Genomic DNA, 25521 nt, shown 5'->3' on the forward strand with positions numbered 1-25521 from the left:
ACGTGGACGATTATTAACGTTGATTAATCGAAGGAACCAGGGATGAAGATTGCAGTTGCCGGCACCGGCTATGTAGGCCTTTCCAATGCGGTCCTGCTGGCGCAGCACCACGAGGTGATCGCGCTGGACGTTGTGGCCGAAAAGGTCGAACAAATCAACCGCAAACAGTCCCCGATCATTGACGCGGAGATCCAGCACTTCCTGGAGAACAAGCCGCTTAATCTGAAGGCCACGCTGGACAAGCAAGAGGCTTTCGACGGAGCGGACTTCGTCATCATCGCGACACCCACCGACTACGACCCGCAGACCAACTACTTCAACACCTCCACGGTGGAGTCGGTCATCCGCGACGTGCTGGCGATCAATCCGCACGCGGTCATGGTCATCAAGTCCACCGTTCCGGTCGGCTACACGCGTGAAATCAAGGCGCAGATGGAGACGGACAACATCCTGTTCTCGCCCGAGTTCCTGCGCGAGGGCCGAGCACTGTACGACAATCTCCACCCCTCCCGAATCATCGTCGGAGAGGAATCCGAGCGAGCAGAGACCTTCGCTGGTCTCCTGGCGGAAGGTGCAGCAGACGAGAACATCCCGACCTTGTTCACCCACTCGACTGAAGCCGAGGCGATCAAGCTGTTTGCCAACACCTTCCTGGCTATGCGCGTCGCGTACTTTAACGAGCTCGATACCTACGCCGAGACCCACGGACTGGACACCCGCCAGATCATCGATGGCGTCTGCCTTGACCCGCGCATCGGCAGCCACTACAACAATCCGTCCTTCGGCTACGGCGGCTACTGCCTGCCGAAAGACACCAAGCAGCTTCTGGCTAATTACGATGAAGTCCCCAACAACATCGTGAAGGCCATTGTCGATGCCAACCGCACGCGCAAGGATTTCGTGGCCGATGCCGTGATCAAGCGCAACCCGAAGGTGGTGGGTGTCTATCGGCTGGTTATGAAGAGTGGCTCCGACAATTTCCGCGCCTCCGCCATCCAGGGTGTGATGAAGCGCATCAAGGCCAAGGGCATTGAAGTCGTCGTGTACGAGCCGGAACTGCCCGAAGACGACTTCTACCGCTCCCGCGTCATCCGCGATTTGGACGAATTCAAGCGTGTATCCGACGTCATCGTTGCCAACCGCGTCACCGAAGACATCCGCGACCAGGCCGACAAGATATACACCCGCGACCTCTTCGGCAGCGACTAACGCCAACTTCCCGCGTACAACACTCCGCGCGCGAGAGCCTGCTTGCAGGCGTGCGCCCCTGCCAAAGATAGCTAGAGGCAGGAGGGTTCACCGGTAGGAGCCGCCTTGGCGGCAAAGCCCTTGGCAAATCTCGACTCGGGCAGGGCCGTTCGTCTGTGAGCAGGCTCCTACGGGGCGGTGATGCGCGAACGCGGTGCCTCTCTTGGTTCATAATGCGCGGCTTTACGCGCCTGCATCGACAACTGGACGTTACATGAACCTCATCAGCCCCTACGGCGGCACACTGTGTGATCGCTACGTTGACGAAGCCACCGCCCGCGAACTGAAGGATGTCGTGCGGGAGATTCCGACCTGGGATTTGACCGAGCGCCAAGTGTGCGATGTGGAGCTGTTGCTCAATGGCGGCTTCTCGCCGCTGACGGGCTTCATGAGGCAGGCGGATTACGAGGGCGTGATCGAGAAGATGCGCTTGGCTGATGGCACGCTCTGGCCGATACCGGTGACGCTGGACGTCAGTGAGGCGTTCGCGGAACAGGCCGCTCCGGGTACGCGCATTGCCCTACGGGATGCCGAGGGGGTGACCCTAGCGGTGATGGACGTTGAGCAAAGGTGGACGCCCGACAAGACACGCGAGGCCGAGCTAGTGTTCGGCGCCACGGATCTTGAACATCCCGGGGTAAACTTCCTGATGAACCGCTCCGGGCCTGTGTACCTGGGCGGCACGTTGCAAGGCATCGAGTCTCCGGTGCACTACGATTTCCGCAACTACCGCTACAGTCCCGCGGAGCTTCGCGAGTATTTCCACAAGCTGGGTTGGAGCCGCGTGGCCGCCTTCCAGACGCGAAACCCCATGCACCGCGCCCAGGTAGAGCTCACCCGTCGCGCCGTGCGCCAAGCCGAGGCCAATCTGCTGATTCATCCAGTGGTGGGCGTGACCGCGCCGGGAGATGTGGACCACTTCGTACGCGTGCGCTGTTACGAGCATGTGCTGCGCCAGGCCCCGGAGCAGACCACCCAGCTGAGCCTCCTGCCGCTGGCGATGCGCATGGCTGGCCCGCGCGAGGCGTTGTGGCACGCGATCATCCGCCGTAACTACGGCTGCACGCACATGATCGTCGGGGGCGACCATGCCAGCCCCGATGCGGGCCCGGACGAGCAGGGCTTCTACGGCCCCTATGAGGCACAGGAACTGATCCAGCGCCATGCCGAAGAGATCGGTATCGAGATGGTCCCGTTCCAGGCCATGACCTACGTGCAGGACCGGGCGGACTTTGTACCGGCTAATGAAGTGCGCGAGGGCGAACACACCCTCAGCCTCCCCAGCTCGGAGTTCCGCCGTCGCCTGCGCGAAGGCCTGGAGATCCCCGAGTGGTTCTCCTACTCGGAAGTCGTGCAGGAGCTCCGCCGCAGCTTCCCGCCACGCGACCGCCAGGGCTTCACCGTGTTCTTCACCGGCCTGTCCGGCTCCGGCAAGTCCACCATGGCCAATGCCCTGCGGGTTAAGTTGATGGAACTGGGCGGGCGCGCCGTCACGCTGCTCGATGGCGATATCGTGCGCAAGGAACTCTCCAGCGAGCTCGGCTTCTCCAGGGAGCACCGCGACATCAACGTCCAGCGCATCGGCTATGTGGCCAGCGAGATCACCAAGAACGGCGGTTGCGCCATCTGCGCCCCCATCGCCCCGTACACCGACATGCGCCGCCGCGTGCGCGAACGCATCGAGCGGGTAGGGGGCTTTATCGAGGTCCACGTCGCCACGCCGCTGGAGACCTGCGAGGCCCGCGACCGCAAGGGTCTCTACGCCAAGGCGCGCGCCGGCCTCATCAAGGAATTCACCGGCATCGACGACCCCTACCAGGAGCCGCAAAACCCCGAGCTGCGCCTCGACACCCGCGAGATGACCCCGGACGAAGCCGCCCACCGCATCCTGCTCAAACTCGAAGCCATGGGCTTCATCCGCAACCCTTAGCGCACAATCGGCCAGAGGGCTGGCCTCCTACAGGGCGCGTGCTGGTGCTGGAGAGGCCCCATCGGCCAGAGGCTGGCCTCCTACGATGGGTCCCGGGCATTTTGTAGGAGCGCAGCCCCCTGCGCGATAGAAAGCCAGACAATGCCCCAACGGCTAGAATCTGTCTTATCGCCAGCCGAGGACCACCAGATAACACCCACCCGCCCCTCGGCGAACACACCAACCCGACAACGGGAGCGATGCCATGGACGGCAAACCTCACGCTCAGGCCCTGCGCCGTGGCCGCTATTCCGAGCCCGGGCGCATCTACCTCGTTACCACCGTCACGCGGGAACGTGCACCGGTGTTCCGCGACTTTGCCGCCGCTCGTGCACTGGTTGCTACGCTGCGCCACGCGCAAGCGCTCGGGCAGGCGGATACGCTGGCCTATGTGGTCATGCCGGATCATCTGCACTGGCTGATGACGCTCGGCGAAAGCATTTCCCTGTCTACCGTCGTGCGGTCGGTCAAGGCAGTCACCGCCCGCAGGCTCGGGCGGGCCCTCTGGCAGCCCGGCTTCCACGATCACGCGGTACGCCGCGAAGAAGACCTGACGTCGCTGGCCCGCTATATCGCCGCCAATCCGCTGCGTGCCGGGCTGGTGCGCAACCTGCGTGATTACCCGCACTGGGATGCGATCTGGCTCTGACCGGTGGGGTTGCGCCGAACGTTCCATCGGCCAGGGGGCTGGCCTCCTACGGATCTCGGGGTATTCCCGCCCGTAGGAGCGCAGCCCTCTGCGCGATGGGGTGGTGGGTAATGCCATCGGCTGGCGTCGGTGGATTTGGGACTTTGGTGGCACCATTTGCATGAGCCGCGTCATCGCAGCCTGCTGTATTGCGGTTGATATCCGTGATCGGACCGACAAGATCGGCTTTGTCAAGCTGTCAGGTGCCATGAGGGGCGTAGTATCCTTGTCTCCTTATCGCATACAGGAGTCGAGCCCCCCTCGGCGATCCTGCCTCCTTTATCCCGGCCGCGGTTGAATAGCTTGATTCGCGACATTTTTGACAGCTTGAAATGGAGTAGCCGCCTGGGCGCCAAGTTCTTCTGGGCGGCCCCAGTCGCGACCAGCGGAGTGGTGTTCTTTACGCTCGTGTCGCAACTGTCCATGTTGTTGGCCTTCTTCCTTCCGTTGAAGGTCATCATCCTTCTGGGCTCGGATGGTATCCCCCGGTATTTTCCGCCAGCCTTCGAACAGTTTGATCGGAATGCGTTGATCGTCTGGCTGAGTATTGCCACCGTCGCTTTTTATGCGCTGTACCTGCTGGCGGAACGGATCGTGGAGTTCGGCGGTGAGTGGGGCTCCAGGTCCCTGCTCGCGCGTAGCCGCAAGATGGTCCTTTTCGAGTATCAGGACGAGCTCGCCGCACGCGCGTATAAGCGCCATGCCGAGGTGATAGCGGGTGCTGTATTCCTGCTGCTGGCCGTGGCGGTTTTGTTTTGGCTCTATCCGGGAGTGGCATTCCTGGTCACGGGTTACCTGTTGATCGTGACGACGGTGCTCATAAGCGTTCTCGTCGTGAGTACGGGCTTCCGAAGCCGCTTTCGGCAGAAAATGAACGGTTGGTTGAGCATCCTTTCCGGCACGGGCTTCATGTTGGCCTTTGCTTACCTCGTGATCGATTTCCTGTATCTGGACCCTCCAGGGTTGATTCCGGCCATCATCGCCTTGCTGCTTGCGCGCCAGAGCCTTGGACGGCTTTCAAGTCTTATTTTGAGGCTGATGGAACAGCACAGCCAGAAGGCCAAGCTCGGTGCGCTTTTCTTCCACTCGACTGCCTTCATCCCCGAAGGCGATGGGAAACAGGAGACGATCTGGACGCTCCTGGCGCCAGAAGCCCGCCAGGATTGGGTCCCAAAGCTGCTCGAAGGAATGATCGACGAGCCGGTGCCAGCCGAAACAGAGATCCAGTGGTGGCAGACAGATCTGTCCCATGTGGGTGTCCTGCACTGCGTCGTGCCGGGCAAGCGAAGCCTCTTTGTCAAGTTATTTGCGCCCCGACGCGCCTCTCTTGCACTCCACGAAGCCACCTTGCTGGCCGATGCACCAAGCGGGCTGCCCGGTCTGGAATGGATTGGCGCCACGGAGATTCAAGGCTTCCATTGTCACGTATTGCAGGCGCCCGAAGAATTGCCTGAACGTCAGGGAGACACCTCCAGGGGCTTGGGGGATATTCGCAAAGCTCTGCTCCTGGTGAGTCCGCCGCAGGCTCTCCTTACGCGTTACCAGCGTTCCCGGTTGATGCTCTGGCAGCGCCTGCACGAAGGCATGCTGGATCGACTGCAGGTCGCCGTAACCGATTCGGAAATGCAAGGGAACCTGGATGCACTTCGTACCCAGCTGCAAGCCTGGCGGGACCAGCTCGCGGCGCTTCCGCCTACGATCACAAGCCTAGGCATCCGGCCCGGTAATATCGTCCTGACCCGTTCGGGGCAGGCTTGTTTGATCCACTGGGGGCGATGGATGATCGAACCTGCAGGGGCTTGCTGGCCGGGCAAGCCGAAAAGCCTGCCCGCATTCGAGGAAACCAGCGACATGATCTCCTGCCCGCCGGAAGGGATGATGCTCGCGGCGTTGAGCTTCGAGTTCGAACAGCTCTTCGATCGTCAGCGTTATAGCCGGGCGCTCCGACTGGTACCGCGAATACTGAGATCACTCGGACCACAGCAGCAATTTGCGGCGCTGGAGGTTGAGCAGTCATGACCGACGCTGCTCCCACGGTTGAAAGACAGGTGACGCGTCGACGCCCGAGCAATCAGCCCGCCGGTCCGGTCTACTCGGTCATTGTCCCGGTCTACGATCACTGGACCCTTGTGCCCGCGCTGCTGGACTGCCTGCAGGCGCAGACACTGCCGCAGGACGAATTCGAGGTTATTCTGGTCAACAATGGTTGCAGGGCATTTGCAGCGCCCAAGTCGCTTCCTCGAAACGTCCGTATTCTGCACTGCGATACGCCCGGTTCGTACGCCGCCCGGAATGCAGGAATATCGGTAGCCGCCGGAGACTGGTTGGTCTTCACGGATGCGGATTGCCGCCCCAAGCCTGATTGGCTCGAAGCCATGAAGAATCGAGGTAGCAAAAATGGGGGAGACGTACTGCTGGCCGGCCCGGTCGAGATGTATGCACACACGTTGCGACCGAATGCCTATCAGATCTACGACTTGATTCGGGGTGTTCCACAGCAGTTCTACGTGCGCCGCGGGTACGCCGCGACTGCGAATCTTCTCATCCCAAGATCCGTCGTACACGAATTGAATGGTTTTGATGCGAAACGATTTTCGGGCGGCGACGCCGACATTTGCCGCCGTGCGGTGGCCCAAGGGTATTCCATCGGCTATGTACCCGAAGCGCTGGTTTATCATCCCGCCCGTCAATCCTGGGAAGAAGTCGTATCCAAGGCGCGTCGAATCAAGGCGGGGCAGATCCTTTCCGGCTCGAGGACCTCACGCGCGTATTGGGTCCTGCGGACACTGCTGCCCCCAGTAACCCTGATGTATCGATGCGCGAGTAACGGAAAGCATCCCCTCCGCCACCGGCTGATCTGTCTGGCGCTCCAGAGCAAGCTTTGGGGGCACGAAATCGTCGAGCTGTTCCGGCTTGCAAGTGGAATGCGCCCACAGCGGTAACCAGGTATAGGCGGGAACCTGAAAGCGGCGTATAGGCGCACAAATTAGAGATCAGAGTAGGAAGGGACTGGCCATACAGATGCCAAGAGAAACTCAAACAGGCGATCCGGCGGAACAACCTGCCGGCTTTGTATCGATCGAAAAGGCCATCAATCTGGACGTGTGTCTGGGAGTGCCTCTGGGCTATATCTGGTTTCGCGTACCGGCCGCCTACGATGCCAATGCATCGTTGCCCAGGCCGGATACCTGTCTGTTTCGGGGCGAACAACTCGCGTTCATGAAAGAACGCTACGAGGCAGGGGATGCCGACATCGGCCGGGCAGTCGACAGCCTTTGTGAAAAAGCCGATTCACTGCTGGAGCGTGCCCCCTTCTCGGTGACGAACAAGAAGGGGCAGCCCGCATCCGGTGATGCTCACGACTACTTCAGCCTGGCGAAATACTGGTGGCCCAACCCAGACACCACCGATGGCCTGCCCTTCGTCTGGGAGGATGGGCGCGTCAATCCAGACTGCTATTCCGACACCTACGATTTCTCCGAGCTTGAGGCATTTGCCGAGGCCATGCTCGCGCTCGCGCTGGCGGCGTTCCTGACTGGCGACCAACGCTACGCAGACCAGGGAGCACACTTTCTCCAGAAATGGTGTGTGGATGAAGACACCCGTCAGAACCCGAACTTCGAGCATGCTCAAGCGGTGCCCGGAGAGAAGCCTGGTCGCTGGCAGGGCATCATCGAGGCCCGGCGCCTGATCTACGTCGCCGAGTCTGTTCGCCTCCTGGAGTCGGCGGGTGGAATAAGCCCGGAGGCTGTGCACCACACCCAGAAATGGTTTTCCGACCTACTGCAATGGATGACGGAAAGCGAGTTCGGGAAGGCCGCGGCCGAGCGCAAGAACAACATCGCCTTTTGGTATGACCTGCAGCGGATGGTGTACGCGGACTTCTGTGGCAAGGGCGACCTGGCAAAAAGCATTGCACGGGATGTCTCCGTCCCGCGCCTGCAGGAGCAAATGCAGGAGGACGGCGGCCTGCCTGCGGAGCTGGAGCGCGCGTACCCCCAGGACTATGTGGCATTCACGGTCATGGCCATGGCCCTGATCAGTCGCGTGGGAGACAAGCACGGCCTGCAGTTGTGGGAGCCGCACGAGGCCGATGGCCACGGCTTCCGAGTGGCCCACGACTGGTTGCGGCGCGTGAGTCGAAGCCATCACCTGCTGAAGAACGCGGTGCAGCCAGACCAGGCCGAGCCTGAAGGCGAATCCCGTGAGGGCAACATCAACAGCAGGGCTCGCTGGGATGGTGATCAGATTGCAAGGCTTGAGGATCTCGGGATTCAACTTCGGTCCCTGGCGCATATTGCCCGTTCGCGCGGCGAGCAACTCGCGACCGAGCGTGAGCGCACAGCAGAACAAGCATCCGCGAGCCTGCGCGACGTGCGCGAAGCACACGAGCGGGAACGCCAAGGCTTTCAGGTCCAACTGGAGGCCGCCACGCAAGCGAGTAGCCGCGAGGCGGAACGGGTGCAGTCCCTCGAAAGTCAGCTCGACCAGACATGCGGGGAACTGGAGCAGCTTCGCCAGGAGCACAAGGGTGAACTGGAAAAAGCCGAAGCCAACAAACTGCAGGAACTACAAGATCTGCGCGATGCGCACGACAAGGAAATGCGCTATCTGCAAGCTCAGATCGAAGCCGCAAACACGATGTGGGGCCACCATCGTGACCAAGAGTCTGAACTGAAGCAGAAGCTCGGCGCAATACGTCGCGAGCTCAATGCCAGCCAAAAGGAATGCGCCGACACCCGCAAGGCCCTCAAAGCCGCGCAGGAGCAGCTGGAGCAGGTCCGAACCGATTATAAGCAATCCATCGAGGCGGCCAGGGCTAACAAGCAGCACACCTCCAAGGGCAATCGGGACCGCCACGAGCGGGAGAAACAATACCTGCGGGCACAGCTGGATACCGCCAACGCGATGTGGGAGTGGTACGCCACCCGTGCAGGCGACGCGGGCCCCTCCACTGATGGTGCGATGGCGCCGCCCCTTGACCCACGCGATCCTGCGGCAGTAGGCAAGGCTGGAGTGGCAGCGCCCCAGAGGGCGAAGCCGAAAAGTGCCAAGACGAGCGGCAAGGCGAAAAAGGACGATCGCGAGCGCGCGCGCGATTTCCAGGAGTTGGCCCGTTATGCGGAGAAGCTGGAGAAGCAGTACGCCGCTTTGCTGAGAAGTCGTTCCTGGCGTGTGCCCGGAGCGGGTCGGGCTTTCTATCGTCGGCTCAAGGGGTTGGCCGGGGGCCGGGTGCCGGGACACAACCAATGGCCTTCCCGACCCCGCGTGCTGAATACCGAATACGCCCGGATGGGGCTGGACGAGCTCGCGGAGCAAACCAACGAGCACGATATCCAGGCCATCCGTCGTTACGCCCTGGCGCTGGAAAAAAAGATCACCGCTCTGGTGAATTCGACGAGCTGGAAGGTGATGGCGCCGGTGCGGGTAGCCGGCCGGGCCTATCGGCGGGTTCTCGTGCGCCGGCCAGTAGACCGCACGCGGCTGCCCAAACGACCCAAACACTTCTGAACTGAGCTGGATCACTAGGTCCCATTGTGCCTGGTCCCATGGTTTCCGGGGTCATCACCCGGTACTTGCGGCCTACAGGCACACCGGCTGCCGTCGCGAAATCGGTATGGCACGATTTGCATACTCGGACCCGCCGCTGTTAGCGCGTACCCAACGATTAAAGGGGTTTTCTCAGCCCCGGAACGGATTGAATGAGCAACAGAGCCATGAACCTGGATAACCTGCCTGACGAACTGAAAGCCCTGTACGCCCACCGTTGCCCGGCAGATGCGGAGCGTAAAGCCGCCTACGAGCAATCGGTGCTCAGCAGCGAGCCGGACAGCTTTGTGCTCTACCGCATCATTGGTAACGACCTCTACCCGCGCCATGCCAAGGGCCAGTCGCGCCAGAACGTGCGCTTCATCCTGGAAAACGAGCCTGAGCTGGCAGACTGCGAAAAGCGCTGGGTGCTCAACCGCATCTTCGATGCCGGCGAACGCCAGGCGATCATCGAACTGCTGGAGCAACACGGCCATTCGTATCTCGAGATCCCGTTCGAGGCGGAGGCGTTTGCGCAGATCGGGTGGGACTACTCCGCTTTTCCGGAACCGGGCTTTCTCAGTTCCGCGGCTTTTCACAAGCTGGAACCGCGGGAATTGCAGCAGGAACGGGTGCTCACCGCGGCCTACCGGAAGAAGAACCTTTACCTGATGAACAACAACGGGGCGCGCAATGCCGCGCTGGAGGACGGACGCAGCCGGGCTAAATGGGTGCTGCCGTGGGATGGCAACTGTTTCGTTACCCCCTCCGCCTGGGAGGCGATCCGCTCGGCCGTGCGCGCCGCACCGTACCTGCCGTATTTCGCCGTGCCCATGCAGCGCATCACGGATAATGCCGAGCTGCTGCGGGACGACTTTGCCCCTAGCCCCGTGGAAGAGCCGCAGCTGTTGTTCCGTCGCGATGCCCGCGAACGCTTTGGCGAAAACCACCCCTACGGGCGGCGCCCGAAGGTGGAACTCTTCTGGCGCTTTGGCATTCCGGGCAAATGGGATCGCTGGAAGGACGCCTCCTGGGACCAGCCACGAGCCGAGCCGTCACCCGAGGCCGGTGCCTGGGGCGTCGCCGGCTGGGTGGCGCGCCTTGCCAGCGGCAAGGCCCATCTCGAGGCCTCTACAAACGAGGGCTTTCAGAATCGTGGTGTAGAGCGCCAGAAGGCGATTCGCGCCGCCATCAACCATGTGACGCGGGAAGTCTCCGCGCAGCCCGATCCCATCGGCCTGACCAGCTACCGATTTGAAGCGATCGAAGCCCTGCGCGCCGAGTACCAGGGGCAGAGCGAGTCCGGCCCCCGGGCCGGGCTGTTGCAAACACTGCTGCAGAATGCAGCGGAGGCACTGGACCGCCAGCCGGAATCGCCGGTGGACAAACCCGAGCCGGGCCCCTCCGGCGACCCGCAGGACTACTACCACCCCGCGCCCTACTGGTGGCCCAACCCGGACACGAAGGATGGCCTGCCCTACGTGCGGCGCGACGGCGAACGTGTGCCCGGTACCCGCATGTACGAGCCGGAGAGCCACCGCTACGACCGCACGCGGCTGCAGCGGCTGTTTGACGACACCACGACCCTGGCCCTGGCCGCCTTCGTGACCGGAGACCAGCGCTACGCCACTCATGCCGTTCGCTGGCTGGAGCGCTGGTTCATCGACCCTGCCACTCGCATGAACCCGCATCTCACTTACGCGCAGGTGCGTTGGGGTCGGAACGGGAACCGCGGTGCCCAGACCGGCATCATCGAGATGAAGGACCTGTATTACGCCCTGGATGCGGTGCGCCTGTTGCACCATGCCGGCGCGCTCTCGAGCGACCAAATGGAGCGCCTGTGCGCCTGGTTCCGCGAATACCTCGACTGGCTGCTCACCAGCGAGCAGGGTACGAAGGAAGCCCAGGCGCGAAACAATCATGGAACCTATTACGACCTGCAGGTGGCCGCGATCGCCGCGTTCCTCGATTACCACGACACCCTGCACGCCACCCTGGCCCGTGCCGAGGAGCGCATTCCGCTGCAGGTCTCCCCGACCGGAATCCAATACGAGGAGATGACCCGGACCATCACGGCCCACTACTGCTGTTTCACCCTGCAGGGCTGGCTGAACCTGCTGAACCTGGCTTCACGTTTCGATGGCAGTTTTGTTGCGCGTGCCGCCGAACCCGACCATCCCTTACGCAAGGCCGTGGAGTGGCTCTTGGCCCACGAAGGCTTCCCGTGGCCTTATCCCCAGATCGACGAGTTTGATGACCGACGGCCTACCCCTATTGCTGCCCTAGGGTTCCAGCTATGTATTGCCGAAGGCTTATCGTCGACCAAAACACGGGCACCGGCGCTCTATTCTCCACATGATGGCATCAACCCCTACTGGAATCTGAATCTATCAGACAATTTGGCGTTTGGGGGGGGTGTGGGCTCTCTAATCAGTATAACAGCAATATTGGGAGTTGTACGCGATGACCACATACGGATAGAACTTGAGTCTTCCTCCCGATTTTCTATTCTGGAGCATATGTGTTTGGTCTTACGGTACCAAGGAGAAAAGTGCACGTTCGTTGAACAAACCGAGATCTTAGGATTGGAAGGCGTCCGCTTCCAAGAGGGCGACTCCAGTTTGGTTTGTTCTATCCCAATATCGGCTCTCCCGAAAAACCTTGTATCTATCGCTTTGATAAAAAAGGACGAAAAGCGCAGCGATTATGTTTTTGTAAAATCAAAAGATTGGCATCTGGATAATCTCTCGATCCTAACCGAAGAGGAGTTTTTCAAAAAGATGTCTAACATGGGGATGAGGGTCCCTGATGAAGAAACATTGGCCTTTGTAGCCTATCAGACATCACTCAACAAATCGCTGGACAAGAGGTTTCGGATGTCCGCGCTTGTCATCGCTCTATACAAGAACGTTGAGCTTGGTCATGTGGTTAAGCTGCGAAACTTGATAAGAGATATTGAGCACCAAGAAGGTTGGTTTCCGAAGATAAGGTTCGCAAGAGGTAATAAAGTCAGAAAAGATGGTCGGCAGATGATCGTATCTCTGCTTACCGCAAAATGGCACGTTGGGATGGCTTTGCGTGATCCCAAGGTTGTTCGGTCTGCTCTTCTTGGGGTGCACGATTGGTTCCACGCTCTCGATCTTTGCGAGAGCAGAAACGAGCTAAATTCGCATCTAACAGATCGAGTTATTGAAACGAGAAAAGCGAGCCTTTCAAAGAACTTTGCGAATGGATTGCTTCTCCTTGCGGTCTTGGCGGCAAGGGGTGGGGCGGCGCAATATGCTGAAGGGTTGTGCAACGAACTAAAAGAGTATGGACATCATCTTTCTTCGATTAGAAAGGATTGCTTAAGTGGAGTTCATGGTAGGGACTTAAAGAACTCGACCATGGCTGTTGATCGATGCGAGTCGTGGATCGGTGGCGGTTTGAGCGGGCTTTCGGGGGATGGGTTGCGCCAGTTGATCAAGTTGGTTTCTAGGGTTCGGCTATCTGTGATGGAGCCGTATGCGAGGCAGTTTTTGAGCGAAAATCCCGATTTTTTGTGTGATTTGTCCGGCTGAGAAAATAAAGATGGATAGTTGGCTTTGGTACAGTCGACAATGTGAAAGGACGGCTTATTCGGTCAGTAATAGTAGTTCGTTGAATGTTTGTTGCTTCGTTGTATGCTGCTGAGGAAGCATTTTATGATGTTTGTTGATTGTACATTGAGGGACGGCGGGTACTATAACGCTTGGGACTTCACTCCCGAGTTGATCCTCCAGTATCTCAACGCCATGCAGGCCGCAGGCGTGGATGCCGTTGAGTTGGGCTTCCGGACGCTGAAGAACCAGGGTTTCCAGGGCCCCTGCGCCTTCACCACGGATGAATTCATCCGCAGCCTGGCCATTCGGTCGGGCTTGACCGTTGGCGTGATGGTCAACGGCGGCGAGCTGCTGGGGGAGGTGCCCCAGAAGGAGGCGCTTGAACAGCTTTTCCCCAATGCGGCGGCAGAGTCACCCGTGGACTTGGTGCGGATCGCCTGCCATGTGCACGAATTCGAAAAGGCGCTGCCGGCTGTTACCTGGCTGAAGGAGCGCGGCTATCAGGTCGGCGTCAACCTGATGCAGGTAGCGGATCGATCCGAGGCGGAGGTGAAGTCGCTCGCGCGTCTGGCCAAGGCCTACCGGATGGATGTGCTCTACTTCGCCGACAGCATGGGCAGCATGAACCCGGATCAGGCTGCGCAAATCATCCGCTGGTTCCGTAGCGATTGGACGGGGGCGATGGGTATCCATACCCATGACAACCTTGGTTTGGCACTCTCCAACACCCTCCGGGCGCTGGATGAGGGGGTGACGTGGGTAGACTCCACCGTCACCGGGATGGGTCGTGGTCCGGGTAATACACGAAGTGAGGAACTGGCGATCGAGATGGCAGAGCGTCGCCGCAAAGCGACCAATATGGTGCCGCTGATGACTTTGGTGCGTGAGCACTTCAAACCCATGCAGGCCCACTACGGTTGGGGCGCCAACCCCTACTACTACCTTGCTGGCAAGCATGGCATACACCCGACCTATATCCAGGAGATGCTCAGCGATTCCCGCTATACCGAAGAAGACGTGCTGGCAGTGATCGAGCACTTGCGGGTGGAGGGGGGTAAGAAGTTCAGCCTCAACACACTGGATGCGGCGCGTCACTTCTATCGTGGCGAGCCCAAGGGGCAGTGGTCACCCAGGGAGCGTTTTGCGAGGCGTGATGTGCTGCTGCTGGGTACTGGACCGGGCGTGGCCCGCCACCGCGGGGCCCTGGAGCGCTATATCGTGGACCGCAAGCCGCTGGTGCTGGCCCTCAACACCCAGGGCGCCATCGAAGCGGAGTTGATCGATCTGCGAGTGGCCTGCCATCCCGTCCGCCTGCTGGCGGACTGTGATGCCCATACTCGGCTACCCCAGCCGTTGATCACTCCGTATTCCATGTTGCCGGCGGATGTGCGCAAGTCGTTGGAAGGCAAGGAAGTGCTCGATTATGGGTTGAAGGTCCAGGCTGATAGCTTTGCCTTTGAGGCAGCGCACTGCACGCTGCCTACGTCCCAGGTGGTGGGCTACGCGCTGGCGGTGGCTACCAGTGGCCAGGCCTCTCGCATCCTGATGGCCGGCTTCGATGGCTACGGTGCCGATGATCCTCGCAGCGGCGAGATGCACCAGCTACTGGAGCAGTATCAGGCTGCCGAAGGGGCATTGCCAGTCACGGCCATAACCCCCACCCGTTACGGGCTGCACACTGAGTCGGTGTATGCACTCTGAGAGGTTTTCCGGCCCTGATGACTTTGTTTCCCTCTATCCACTTCATCCACTTGTATTAACACGAGGCCGCTATGCGCAGCGTGGTCATGATTCCCGCCCGCTATGGATCCAGCCGCTACCCGGGCAAGCCGCTGGTGCCCCTGCTGGGCAAGCCGATGATCCTGTGGGTCGCCGAGCTCTCGGGCCGCGCCGTCGGTGCCCAGAATGTCTATGTCGCTACCGAAGATCGGCGGATTGCTGACGTCGCCGAAGCCGCCGGCTTTCAGTCGGTGATGACCACGGACGACGCTCTGACCGGCACCGACCGCCTGGCCCAGGCCGCCGATCAGATCGCGGCCGACCTCTACATCAACGTCCAGGGCGATGAGCCGCTGGCCGAGCCGGCGGACATCCTCAAGGTACGCGACGCCAAGCTGGCCCACATGGACACCATCATCAACGGCTTCAGCTGGGTGGGCGATAACGAAGACCCGCACAACGTCAACATCCCCAAGGTGATCACGAATGAGCGTGACGAACTGGTCTACATGTCGCGGGTGGCCCTGCCGGGCTTCAAGGACGCCAAGTGCGCTCCAAATCGCTACAAGAAGCAGGTCTGCATTTACGCCTTCACTCAGGATGAGCTGGCAGCGTTCCGGGGATTCGGCCGCAAGAGTGCGCTGGAACATGCCGAGGATATCGAGATTCTGCGCTTCCTGGAGCTGGGCAAGACCATCCGCATGGTGGAAACCCAGCCGGGCAGTTTGGCGGTGGATGTGCCCGAGGATGTCGCCAAGGTAGAAACCGCGCTCCGTCAGGGTGGCCAGACGTTGGCATGACATATCCGGTCATCGACTACACCACACTGGTCTTCGACTGCGACGGCGTCGTTCTCGACTCCAACAAGGTCAAGACCGAGGCCTTCTATCAAACCACCTTGCCCTACGGTGAGGCAGCTTCCCAAGCCATGGTCGACTACCACGTCGCCAATGGCGGGGTGTCGCGTTACAAGAAATTTGCCTACTTCCTGGAGCAAATCGCACCGAGACGTTTCGAGCAGCAGGACTCTGACCTGGACACCCTGCTGAAGGCTTATGCTGGCTACGTGAGAGAGGGGCTTTTGAGCTGCGTGATGGCCCCGGGGCTGGAAGCACTGCGCCAGCAGACCTCTGGTGTCCGCTGGCTGATCGTCTCCGGTGGCGACCAGGGCGAGCTGCGCGATGTCTTTGCCCAGCGAGGCATCGCCGAGTGGTTTGATGGCGGCATCTTCGGCAGCCCTGACACCAAGGACGAGATCCTGGCGCGCGAGCTGACCGCTGGCAATATCCAGCAGCCGGCGTTGCTCCTAGGCGATAGCAAGTACGACCACCAAGCGGCCACTGCAGCGGGATTGGGTTTTGTATTTGTGAGTGGCTGGAGCGAAGTCGCTGACTGGAGGGCTTGGACGGAGCGCCTTGGGGTCCCGTCTGTTACTGGTATTCGGTCCCTCGTGACCAAGTCCGAGTAGGCAGTGAGTCCGATGCACAAAATGAGTGGGCCGGCAGTATTTGTTGGTCTAATGGCGAAGGTGTCTGTCGCTGATGATGCAGGGCCGGACCGAGACCTAGGTGAAATGCGATTATGTATAACGACCTAAAGGCGGACCTGCACGCGGCTGCGGACTCCTTCCTAGAATATCGAGAAGGAATGTCGACCTCACGCCTCTACAAAGTTTTCGCGGACCTAGTGGCAAATGAAAGGCTGTGGTTCGGTGCTGCCCTTTGTCCAGGTGATAGAACAGACGTCCCTTTTGTCTCCTTTGAGCGTGCGTGTAGATCAGAGGGTTCGTGTATCGAGATCGCGGAAAAAATAATCGGCGTTCGGCATGACCATGCTGGGCGCGGCGCGGTTCTTTTTGTGTTGGCAGCGCGCGCCATTCTTGCTCACAACAAGCCCGAATTGGCGGATCATTTAATTACCCGATGGAATGAATCGTGCGGGACGCCGCACAACGCCGATATTGACCGACTGTTCTTACGAATCCGATGCCGTGTATGTGATTCAGAGACGGATAACATTTTCTACAAGCTATTGCAATTTAAGCCTCCAAGGTTAGGCGACATTGTAGTGGAGTGGGTTTCCCACAAGTGGCGTTACGAAGGTCCCACCGAGAGTCTTTTCCAGTTTTTGTTTGAAGTGATGGAGGACGACAGGCTCCGAAACAAGCGGATGTTAGCCTTGGCTGTTGCGCTTGCTTTTCGTCTGGACTCACATTGGGGCGTTGATGCTGTGCTTTCAGCAAGTCCGGTCGCGGAATCACTGTACGATAAAGTCCTTCCCCTCGCTGCATATTTGGGCAGTCATGGGAGAGCGACTCAAGAGACGCGACCGTTTGCTGATTTGAGCGAATCAGTCGCCCAGACGAGCACCTATATGGAGCAGCTCGTTAGTGAACGGGAACGAAGTATTGCTATTGTGGGAAACTCGGGGGTAGAGCTGGGCCAAGGGAAAGGTGAGCTTGTCGATGGGCACGAAGAAGTGGTCCGATTTAATTGTTTTAGCATGGACGGAAAATTTAAAAATGACTATGGAGAAAAGTTCACCATCCATGCGCGCGGAGCACGTAATGACAATGCTATGCATGCACGCAGCGAGTTGGCGCGTTTAGCCGTTGTTTGCTCTTACGATTTCGTTAATGTGCCGAGGGATTGGAAGCCCTTTGTTAAGCTATCCTTAACGGGCGCTAGGTTGGCCTGCCTTCCGGTAGGTTTTCATTTGCCAATTCAAAGAAAGTTAAACGCGGATCCAAGCATGGGGTTGGCATTTAGCGCCTATCTCAAGAGTGTGAGAGGTGAATTGCCCCGAGAATCTTGTTTTGGCTTCGGATTTGTGGATCAGATAGGCGCCGGCGCGGCCTCTGCACATTATTTTGAGGACGCCAGACCAGCGTTAACCCATCGGTGGGAAAAAGAACAGGAACTGTTTGTCTCCATGCTCTCATAGGAAGGGCCCAGAGTGCGTAATGTTTTCGGCAACTTATTAACGTACGCTTCAGGTTCAGTTGCCTTTCGATACTGTCAGTACTCGTAAGTCGATACGTTGGAGGTACGATGATTGCTTCGTTTTTAAGGAATTTCGTGTTTATCAAGACCAGAAAAACAGCTGGTACTAGCGTCGAGATTGTTCTTTCAACGTTTTGCGCGGGCGACGATATCGTGTCGCCAATGGTTCCCGAGGACGAGCTGTTGCGGGCCGAGTGGGGAGCTCTCCCCATGAATTATTGTGAGCGGGCTAGCGAAGAGCAAGCCTATCGGAATGCAATAATCGATCGCGACATGGGGCTGGTGGGCAAGATTCATCGCGAGCAGAGAAAAAGACTCCGTGCGAAAGGCTACTACGGTCATATGCCCGCAGAGAGCGTTGCTGCGAAGCTGCCCGAGCTCTGGGAGAATGCGCTCACGTTTACCGTCGAACGACACCCTTATGAAAAGGTTGTTTCTAGGGCGTACTGGTGGACACGGTCAAGGAACGATGATCGGAATATTAATGATATCATAGAGGACGTTATAGCTGATCCGCGTTTAAGCGATAAATACCTGTATGCCAGGGGCGATAGAATTATGGTAGACCGTGTCATTATGTTTGATCGCTTGTGGGAAGAAGTTTCAGAGATAATTACCGCTTTTGGAGGGTCGGTATCACAACGAAGGCCTGCGGCCAAGGGATACGCGCGTAAAGATCGGAGGTCCGCAGCGGAGATTCTAAGTGACTCCCAGAAGCGAAGGGTGCGGGACAGATGCGCGTTTGAATTTGATGTCTTTGAATTCGCTAGGTGAGGGGAATGATATGCGTCTGGTTCTGCATGCCGGAACTCATAAAACGGCTACAACATCGCTTCAAAGAGCGTTGCATGACAATGTGTCATGGCTTCGGGCTTCCGGGGTGGAATATGCGCAGTTTTCGGATTGTAAGCGGAGCCACAATATGTTGGCCCATCGATTGGCGCAAGTGCTGCCAGCGGAAGTGGCGGATGTGCAACATGAGATCATGAGGCAAGCGGAACGCGCAGATGTTCTAGTTTTAAGTGCCGAGGAGTTTTCGGTGAGGGCGCTGGGTAAAGAGCACTGGCATGGTTTCGGTCGGGTGGATCATCGAGAAAAGAGGCTTCGTTACCTTGACCGGTTGGCGATGCTGGCGGACTCGTTTGATGATGTGTCGGTATACGTGTGCTTCCGTGAGCGGGAGCAATATGCGAAATCGCTCTATGCGACCAATCTCTTAAGCGGGCTTTTTAATTGGTCTTTGGGCGAATTTGTTTCGCGATGTGTGTCTATATTTGATTACGAGACTACGATCAGGGACTTCCGCGAGAGGTTTTCGAATGTGAATGTTGCTCGCTTTGAGGATGTGCGAAAAGGCAACTTAGTGAGTTGGTATTGCGATTGGTTCGGCATTCCTCGTCCGCCGGGTATTCATCGGGTTGAAAAGGTGACTCCCGATTCGCGGTTGGTAATGTGGGTCTACGAGCGCTCTAGAGATGGGGAGGCGGAAGCGCAGCGGTTAAGGGGGCGTTTTGCTCGTTCGAAGTATGCGAAGGGGTTGTTTAGCGGGAATGGGGGCTGCACGCTTTGGTTGCGGGAGGATGAGCGCGTGCGGTTTCTTAGCAGTTTTCCGGTTTGGGATGACGAGGCGAGTATGTCGCGGAATGGGCGGTCTACTCGGTACGTCACTGAGGCGGAATTGAAGTGTATTGATGAGTCATTTGAAAGGTGGTGTTCGGGAAGTTCGCGATCCGCTCGATGATTGTTGAGCGGAGAAGGCTTGGAGATGTCGCGGTGGTGATGAGGTGCTCGCGTTTGTGGTGCTGTGAACGTCCGGTGTATGCGCTGGTTGGTCCGTTTGTGAATGCAACGTGGCTGGGGTTCGGTTTGGAGGGCTTTGGCGGTCCCGCTGCGGCGGGCGATGCGGGGGGGGGCGGGAGGACCGGCGCGCTGGGGCGAATCGGCAGTGGCGAAAGGGCGAGACCTTGCCCTTTGCGCCATTGGATAAGGGGCGATGGACGGGCTTTGAGGCCCCAGGGCAGGTAACAACCGCATAAGAGAGGGTGCGCGGTTTCGAGGTGTTTGGGGTGGATTCCTGAGTCTTTTCCGATGTCTCTGACGACGGGCTCTACCGGAAGCCGCAGGGGACGAATGCAACCCGAAGTCGCTGCGAACGTGCGATGGGTGCACCCGAGTAGCACACGGTGGAATTGGGGGGTTCCCTACGAGCCTGCAGGTTGACAGGCCGAGCTTTGGCAGGTGAGACGGGCGTTGAAGAGTACAAGCCAAATGCACCCGCGGCAGTCCCGGGCCAAGGATCGTGGGAGCGATGAACAGCTCATAGCTATCCTGCCGATCCTGCCAAGACGAAAAGCGGGCGTTCGCGATTCTTTTGTGATCTGGCGGTAATCCTGCGAGGCCTTGGGTATAGCGTTGGATTTGGTTATCCCGGCAGTGTCGTTCAGCTGCGTGAGTATCCGTATCCTCCAGAAGTTTTTGAGCGGACCCAGGAACGGCGCAGCACCACGCCCGATGGTGGGGAGGGCTGGCTGAAGTGGGCGCCATCCAAGTCTCATGTCATCACGCGCAGAAGCCTTTTCGCCGCGATTCATGATGCGGCCCTGGTCATGGTACTGGCGACGGTCGATGCCGGGATTGGGGCGGCAACTCGGTCCGCTCCGGAGTTCGCCGGTCGGTTGTTGTTGACCGATCACACGGGTTCGCGCTTGACGACGGGTACTGCCGAGGGCAGGCCTCTGGAGAGCTATCGGGCCTGGACGGATCTGACGGATGGTGTGCATACGGTGAACGACGGGCTGGCCGAGATCGCCCGGCGCTACGGTGCGCGCCGCGTATTTGCTATCCCGCCTGCAATCGACAACAGGGCGTTCGTCTCCCGCTGGCGTGTTGGTTTCGAGCGGGTGCTGCCCCGTCGACGCGCTATTCTGTTACCGGGTGCTCTATCGGAATCCAAGGGCTGTGTGACAATGCTTCGCGCGTTTGCAGGTGTTAGCGCGCGGTATCCGAGCTGGCGTATGGAGTTTTTCGGCGAGGGACCCGAGCGATCGACCATGGAGACGCTCATTCGTGAGTGGGGGCTGAGCGATGTTGTACGTCTTCGCGGTTTTGATCCCGACCTTGTCACGCGCTACCGGGGCTACCCTATCGTGGCGTCGGCTACTGCGTTCGAGGCGTTTCCACTGGTTTTGATGGAAGCCATGGCGTCCGGTTGTATCGCCGTGTTTCCCGCTACGTCAGGCGGGCCGGCTGCGATTATTGGAAGTGGGAGCAACGGCCTGTTGGCGCAAACGGACAATGAGGCGGATGTGGCAGTGGCACTGATGGATGCGATCGAGCGATTCGAGTCGCGTTCGGGATCGTGGCGGGAGATGCAAGCACAGGCGATGAAATCTGCGCAGGTAGCCAAGCACTCGACGGTCACCGAAGCCTGGCGTGCGCAGCTAGGCGCACTGGGGTGCGGGGCAGCATGAACTGGCGCAAAGCCGTTTCCCGGGCCGCGATGGCGGTCCGGTTTTCGCGTGCGTGGCCGTGGGTGCGTCCGGTGTATGCGCTGATGGGGCCGTTCGTGGATCTGAGGTCGTTGGTGTTCGGGTTGCAGGCCGGCGGTGGGCCGGCGGCATCGGCGATGCCGCGCGCGCGGGATCGGGGAGCACCGCCGATCTGTGGCGAGCCGGCAGGGGGTGGCCGTGCGGATGCCCGGACAGGCAGCGAGTTCGTGCTGTACCGGATTGTGGGCAATGACCTCTGGCCCCGGCACCGTGTGGGTCAGTCCCGGGAGAATGTGGCCTGGATTCTGGAGCACGAACCGGAACTGGCCGGCTGCCAGAAGCGCTGGGTGGTCAATCGCATCGTGGATCCCGGCGAGGAGGAGGCGATCCTGCGGCTTCTGGAAGAGGCTGGGCAGCCGTATGTGCACATCCCGTTTCGCTGGGACGAATACCGGGCGGTTGGCTGGGATGTGTGCGGGGTGCCGCCGGAGTACGCGCCGGGGACGCGGGGCTTTCGCCAGCTTTCGGAGCTGATGCAGGGGCGGGTGCGGATGCGGCTGTATCGGCACAAGAACAACTATGTGATGAACAACAACGGGGCGCGCAACGCGGCGTTGCGGGATGGTTGCGGCCGCGCCGAATGGGTGTTGCCCTGGGACGGCAACTGCTTTGTGACCCGCAAGGCCTGGAGCGAGATCGTGGAGGGCGTGCGGGCGCGGCCGGAGCGGCCTTACCACATCGTGCCGATGGCGCGGATTACTCGAAACGAGGACCTGCTGAGCGACGGCTTCCGCCCGGAGGCGCTGGAGGAGCCGCAGGTCGTCTTTCGCCGGGATGCGCAGGAGCGCTTCGACGAGGCGTTTTGCTATGGTCGCCGGCCGAAGGTTGAGCTGTTGTGGCGGCTGGGCGTGATGGGGCCGTGGGATGACTGGCCGCAGGAGCCCTGGGACCTGGATTTCCCCGCGTTTGCGGCCGAGGCGGGTTGCTATACCGAATGTGGCTGGGTGGCGCGGCTGTTCTCCGGCCGGGCGGAGCACGAGGTTTCGAAAGGAGACGAGGCGTTCCAGAGCCGCGGACTTGCGCGGATCGAGGCTGTGAGGGCGATGCTGGAGCGCGTTGACGAGCTTGCCTTTGATGAGGGACGCGATCGGCTGGCGCTGTGCGTGTTCAACGAGGGCCGGCTGAGCGACGAAAGCGTGGCGCAGTCACTGCGCGAGCCGTTTCTGGCATACGCGGACGAGGCGCTCGGGCGCGGGCCGTTCAGTGTGGTCGACAAGACGACACTGCCGCCGAGTGGCGATGTGCATGATTACTGGCATCCGGCGCCTTACTACTGGCCGCATCCGCTGCGTATTCCGGGCCTGCCGTATGTGATGCGGGACGGTGAACGGGTCCCGGGGACGCGGTTGTACGAGCCGGAAAGCGATCGTTACGACCGCACGCGGCTGCAGCGCCTGTTCGACGATGGGCTGGTGCTGGCGATGGCGCACCACGCCACAGGAGACAAACGCTACGGCGAGCATGCGGCCAGGCTGGTGCGGCGCTGGTTCCTGGATGCCGACACGGCGATGCATCCGCACCTGGAATATGCGCAGGTGCGGCGGGGACACAACCGGAATCGTGGTTCCAGTTCTGGCCTGATCGAGTTCAAGGATCTTTACTACTTGCTGGATGGCGTGCGTCTGCTGCTGCGGGGCGGCGTGCTGGGCGAGAGTGATCGCGCGGGGCTGGAAAACTGGATGGGCCGTTATCTCGACTGGCTGCGGACCAGTCCGCAGGGTCTGGACGAGCGAGCTTCCCAGAACAACCACGGCACGTACTATGACCTTCAGGTGGCCTCGATCGGGGCGTTTCTGGGGGAGTGGAAGGTCGTTCGCGAAACGCTGCGCGACAGCCGTTCGCGGATTCTGGGACAGTTCGCGCCCGATGGCAGCCTGCCCAACGAGTTGGCGCGTACCACTTCGGCCCATTACGAGTGTTTTACGATCCAGGGCTGGATTCACCTGGCGCGGCTGGCCGAGTCCGTTGGCGAGGATCTCTGGTCCTTCGAAGGGCCGGAAGGGCAGGGGCTGCGTCGAGGCATGGAGTGGCTGCTTGCGTATATGGGGAAGCCGTGGCCGTATAAGCAGATCGATGCGTTCGACGAGGCGCGCTTCTATCCGATTCTGTTCGCCTATCAGGAGAAGTACGGTGATCCACCGGTTGAGCTCGACGATCTGCCAGCGCCCGGTGCGATCAAACCCGTGTTCTTCCCGCACGACGGAATTCCGCCGTTCTGGCAGGCGACCCTTGGTTGCGTTCGGTAGTGTATGTTCGCGGGTTGGTACCCGCCGCAGAATGCCGGCGAGCGCCGCCGACAGTGCCCCGGTAGGGCTGACGCGCGTGGCGACGGGTGGCCTGCCTGGCGGCTGCCTTGTTCAACGATTCAGGTCCGCGCCGGTCGGGCGCCAATGAAACGGCCATGTTCATCAATCATGATCACCGCATCGTTTTCCTGCACATACCGAAATGTGCCGGTACAACGGTGCGACGCCCGCTGGAATCGCTGAATCAGTGGGATGAGTCCGGCCCGCACTGGCGTCGGGAGCATCCGGAGCTGGGCTTTCTGGATTTCGCGCATCTGCCGCTTGCGGTGCTGCGGAATCATTTTCCGGCAGCCTTTGCGTCGGTTCTGGAATACCGATCCTTCGCTCTGGTGCGTGATCCGTACAGTCGATTTGCATCTTCTGTGTCCGAGCGGCTTCGGTGGAACGGGGGCGTGCTTCCGGCGCGGCTGAGCCGCGCCGAGCTGAAGAAGTCGCTGGATACAAGCATTGATTATTTGTCGCGGCCGGACTCGCCTTCGTGCTGTCTGCCGCCGGGTTATATTCATTTTCAGCGCCAGCGTGACTACATCGTGCTGGATGGGGAGCCGGTCGTGGATGCCGTTTATCCAGTGGAGCGGGTGGCGCGGCTCAGGGAAGAGCTGAACGCGTGCCTTGGAGCGGATGGAATGAAGCTGACGGAGTCCACCCCTGCTGCGATACACGCGAATGCCGTGCTCATGTATCGCTACGCGGGGCTGCGGCGGGCCCATCGTGTTGTGGCGCCGGTTATGGCTCGGTTGAGGCGCGTGCTTCCCGCCTCGGCCAGCAGGCGCATCGATGACTGGATGTATGTGCATCGCGACCAGTGCGCGCGCAGTCTGTTCGCTTCGGACTACGTGCGGGACTTTGTTTCGAGCTATTACGCCGATGATGTCGAGCTGTATGCCCGAGTGGTGAGAGCGTCTGGAGGCGAGCGAGAGCAATGAAGATTTCGATCGCGCTGGCCACCTTTAACGGTGAGGGCTACATACAGGAACAACTACAGAGCTTTCTGGATCAGACTCGCCTGCCGGACGAGGTGGTCATCTCGGATGATGCCTCAACGGACGGAACGATGGAAATCGTCCGGCACTTTCAGGAATCGGCACCGTTTGCAGTGAAGGTGATCCAGGGACGGGGGCGACAGGGGTTTGTCGCGAACTTCAATCGGGCTCTGGAGGCGACCACGGGTGATTTGGTGTTCCTGAGTGACCAGGATGACGTGTGGTTCCCGAACAAGCTGGAGGCGATGGAGGCTACCGCGAATGCGCAGGAGCGTGCGTGGCTGCTGATGTGCGATGCGGCGCTGGTGGATCACGATCTTGCGGAGGCGGGGTTTAGCAAGCTCGATCAGATCGAGAGCGCGGGTTTGACATTGGAATACCATGCGATGGGGTGCTGCTGCGCGATTCGCAGGGACTTCCTGGAACTTGCCATGCCGATACCGGCTAACTTCAAATCTCATGATTTGTGGTTGGTGAGGATCGCGGACGGGCTTGGGCGGAAGCACGTGTATCGCGCTGCCCTGCAGTATTACCGGCGGCATGGGAACAATGCGTCTCAAGGGCCCACAAGCGTCCTCACGCGCGTGACCCGACTGGAGCACCAGCGGGTATCGTTTCTGAAACGTTGGACCGGTCGAGCCACCTGGATCGCGGAGGCACGGCTTCAAGTGCGATATGCGCACATGCTGCGTTGGGGAGTCTTACGGGCCGCTCGGAGGTGTTCGGACGGATGTGCCCAGGAGCTTGTCGGGCTTGCACAGCGGCTGGAGCGGGTTGGTTGCAACCTGGAGACGCGCGTTCAACTTCGCGGGAAGCCAAGGCCGTACAGAATTCCCGGCATCATCTCGGTCTGGTGGTCCGGCGGCTACGGGCCATTTAACGGGTGGAAGAGTGCGGCGAGCGATCTGTTGCTGAGATAAGCGGCTGGGGTGCCGCCGCGACCTGTCA

At 60.0% G+C, this 25521-nt stretch carries 17 protein-coding genes; all 17 read left to right on the top strand.

The window, feature by feature from the left end; all coding sequences use genetic code 11:
- The first annotated feature begins 42 nt into the window (after window positions 1-42).
- Window positions 43-1209, top strand: a complete 1167-nt coding sequence (locus F462_RS00085) for a nucleotide sugar dehydrogenase (protein WP_038050682.1) — start codon at window positions 43-45, stop codon at window positions 1207-1209.
- 253 nt (window positions 1210-1462) lie between these two features.
- Complete coding sequence (locus tag F462_RS00090) at window positions 1463-3178, top strand: bifunctional sulfate adenylyltransferase/adenylylsulfate kinase (protein ID WP_018874636.1); 1716 nt, start codon at window positions 1463-1465, stop codon at window positions 3176-3178.
- 244 nt (window positions 3179-3422) lie between these two features.
- Window positions 3423-3866, top strand: coding sequence for an REP-associated tyrosine transposase (locus F462_RS00095; protein ID WP_038050684.1), 444 nt, complete (start codon window positions 3423-3425; stop codon window positions 3864-3866).
- Between the two features lie 342 nt (window positions 3867-4208).
- Entirely contained in the window at window positions 4209-5924 is a 1716-nt protein-coding gene (locus F462_RS00100; RefSeq protein WP_208854108.1) for a DUF308 domain-containing protein, read from the top strand.
- Window positions 5921-6847 carry a glycosyltransferase family 2 protein gene (locus tag F462_RS00105; protein WP_018874640.1) on the top strand — a complete coding sequence of 309 codons (927 nt, stop codon included), beginning with the start codon at window positions 5921-5923 and terminating at the stop codon, window positions 6845-6847. Before F462_RS00100 ends, F462_RS00105 begins: the two co-directional genes overlap by 4 nt.
- Before the next feature lie 79 nt (window positions 6848-6926).
- Window positions 6927-9416: an alginate lyase family protein gene (locus F462_RS00110; RefSeq protein ID WP_038050686.1), complete on the top strand. Its 2490-nt coding sequence runs from the start codon at window positions 6927-6929 to the stop codon at window positions 9414-9416.
- A 191-nt stretch (window positions 9417-9607) separates the two neighbouring features.
- Window positions 9608-12994 (top strand): alginate lyase family protein, encoded by a 3387-nt coding sequence (locus F462_RS00115; RefSeq protein WP_244270818.1) that lies wholly within the window; start codon window positions 9608-9610, stop codon window positions 12992-12994.
- 123 nt (window positions 12995-13117) lie between these two features.
- A complete protein-coding gene (locus F462_RS00120) occupies window positions 13118-14716 on the top strand; it encodes an aldolase catalytic domain-containing protein (RefSeq protein ID WP_038050688.1) in 1599 nt (532 codons plus the stop codon).
- A 71-nt stretch (window positions 14717-14787) separates the two neighbouring features.
- On the top strand, window positions 14788-15534 hold the full coding sequence (locus tag F462_RS00125; RefSeq protein ID WP_038050690.1) for a 3-deoxy-manno-octulosonate cytidylyltransferase: 747 nt from the start codon (window positions 14788-14790) through the stop codon (window positions 15532-15534).
- On the top strand, window positions 15531-16202 hold the full coding sequence (locus F462_RS00130; protein ID WP_038050692.1) for an HAD family hydrolase: 672 nt from the start codon (window positions 15531-15533) through the stop codon (window positions 16200-16202). The genes F462_RS00125 and F462_RS00130 overlap by 4 nt, the downstream gene beginning before the upstream one ends.
- Window positions 16203-16381: 179 nt before the next feature.
- Entirely contained in the window at window positions 16382-17677 is a 1296-nt protein-coding gene (locus F462_RS12975; RefSeq protein ID WP_167549474.1) for a glycosyltransferase family 29 protein, read from the top strand.
- 107 nt (window positions 17678-17784) lie between these two features.
- Window positions 17785-18510 (top strand): hypothetical protein, encoded by a 726-nt coding sequence (locus F462_RS00140; protein WP_038050696.1) that lies wholly within the window; start codon window positions 17785-17787, stop codon window positions 18508-18510.
- 10 nt (window positions 18511-18520) lie between these two features.
- Window positions 18521-19477: a hypothetical protein gene (locus tag F462_RS00145; RefSeq protein WP_156100378.1), complete on the top strand. Its 957-nt coding sequence runs from the start codon at window positions 18521-18523 to the stop codon at window positions 19475-19477.
- An 865-nt stretch (window positions 19478-20342) separates the two neighbouring features.
- A complete protein-coding gene (locus tag F462_RS00150; protein WP_244270819.1) occupies window positions 20343-21206 on the top strand; it encodes a glycosyltransferase in 864 nt (287 codons plus the stop codon).
- 29 nt (window positions 21207-21235) lie between these two features.
- Entirely contained in the window at window positions 21236-23530 is a 2295-nt protein-coding gene (locus F462_RS00155; protein ID WP_038051063.1) for an alginate lyase family protein, read from the top strand.
- A 107-nt stretch (window positions 23531-23637) separates the two neighbouring features.
- Window positions 23638-24516 carry a sulfotransferase family 2 domain-containing protein gene (locus F462_RS00160; protein ID WP_244270821.1) on the top strand — a complete coding sequence of 293 codons (879 nt, stop codon included), beginning with the start codon at window positions 23638-23640 and terminating at the stop codon, window positions 24514-24516.
- Window positions 24513-25493, top strand: coding sequence for a glycosyltransferase family 2 protein (locus F462_RS00165; RefSeq protein ID WP_018874647.1), 981 nt, complete (start codon window positions 24513-24515; stop codon window positions 25491-25493). Before F462_RS00160 ends, F462_RS00165 begins: the two co-directional genes overlap by 4 nt.
- The last annotated feature ends 28 nt before the right edge of the window (window positions 25494-25521 follow it).

The organism is Thioalkalivibrio sp. ALJ1, assembly GCF_000745395.1.
Lineage (GTDB): Bacteria > Pseudomonadota > Gammaproteobacteria > Ectothiorhodospirales > Ectothiorhodospiraceae > Thioalkalivibrio.

Excerpts from the sequence above, each read along its gene's own strand:
- F462_RS00085 (WP_038050682.1), top strand. The coding sequence starts at position 43 with ATGAAGATTGCAGTTGCCGGCACCGGCTATGTAGGCCTTTCCAATGCG.
- F462_RS00090 (WP_018874636.1), top strand. The coding sequence starts at position 1,463 with ATGAACCTCATCAGCCCCTACGGCGGCACACTGTGTGATCGCTACGTT.
- F462_RS00095 (WP_038050684.1), top strand. The coding sequence starts at position 3,423 with ATGGACGGCAAACCTCACGCTCAGGCCCTGCGCCGTGGCCGCTATTCC.
- F462_RS00105 (WP_018874640.1), top strand. The coding sequence starts at position 5,921 with ATGACCGACGCTGCTCCCACGGTTGAAAGACAGGTGACGCGTCGACGC.
- F462_RS00110 (WP_038050686.1), top strand. The coding sequence starts at position 6,927 with ATGCCAAGAGAAACTCAAACAGGCGATCCGGCGGAACAACCTGCCGGC.
- F462_RS00115 (WP_244270818.1), top strand. The coding sequence starts at position 9,608 with ATGAGCAACAGAGCCATGAACCTGGATAACCTGCCTGACGAACTGAAA.
- F462_RS00120 (WP_038050688.1), top strand. The coding sequence starts at position 13,118 with ATGATGTTTGTTGATTGTACATTGAGGGACGGCGGGTACTATAACGCT.
- F462_RS00125 (WP_038050690.1), top strand. The coding sequence starts at position 14,788 with ATGCGCAGCGTGGTCATGATTCCCGCCCGCTATGGATCCAGCCGCTAC.
- F462_RS00130 (WP_038050692.1), top strand. The coding sequence starts at position 15,531 with ATGACATATCCGGTCATCGACTACACCACACTGGTCTTCGACTGCGAC.
- F462_RS12975 (WP_167549474.1), top strand. The coding sequence starts at position 16,382 with ATGTCGACCTCACGCCTCTACAAAGTTTTCGCGGACCTAGTGGCAAAT.
- F462_RS00140 (WP_038050696.1), top strand. The coding sequence starts at position 17,785 with ATGATTGCTTCGTTTTTAAGGAATTTCGTGTTTATCAAGACCAGAAAA.
- F462_RS00145 (WP_156100378.1), top strand. The coding sequence starts at position 18,521 with ATGCGTCTGGTTCTGCATGCCGGAACTCATAAAACGGCTACAACATCG.
- F462_RS00150 (WP_244270819.1), top strand. The coding sequence starts at position 20,343 with ATGGTACTGGCGACGGTCGATGCCGGGATTGGGGCGGCAACTCGGTCC.
- F462_RS00155 (WP_038051063.1), top strand. The coding sequence starts at position 21,236 with ATGGCGGTCCGGTTTTCGCGTGCGTGGCCGTGGGTGCGTCCGGTGTAT.
- F462_RS00165 (WP_018874647.1), top strand. The coding sequence starts at position 24,513 with ATGAAGATTTCGATCGCGCTGGCCACCTTTAACGGTGAGGGCTACATA.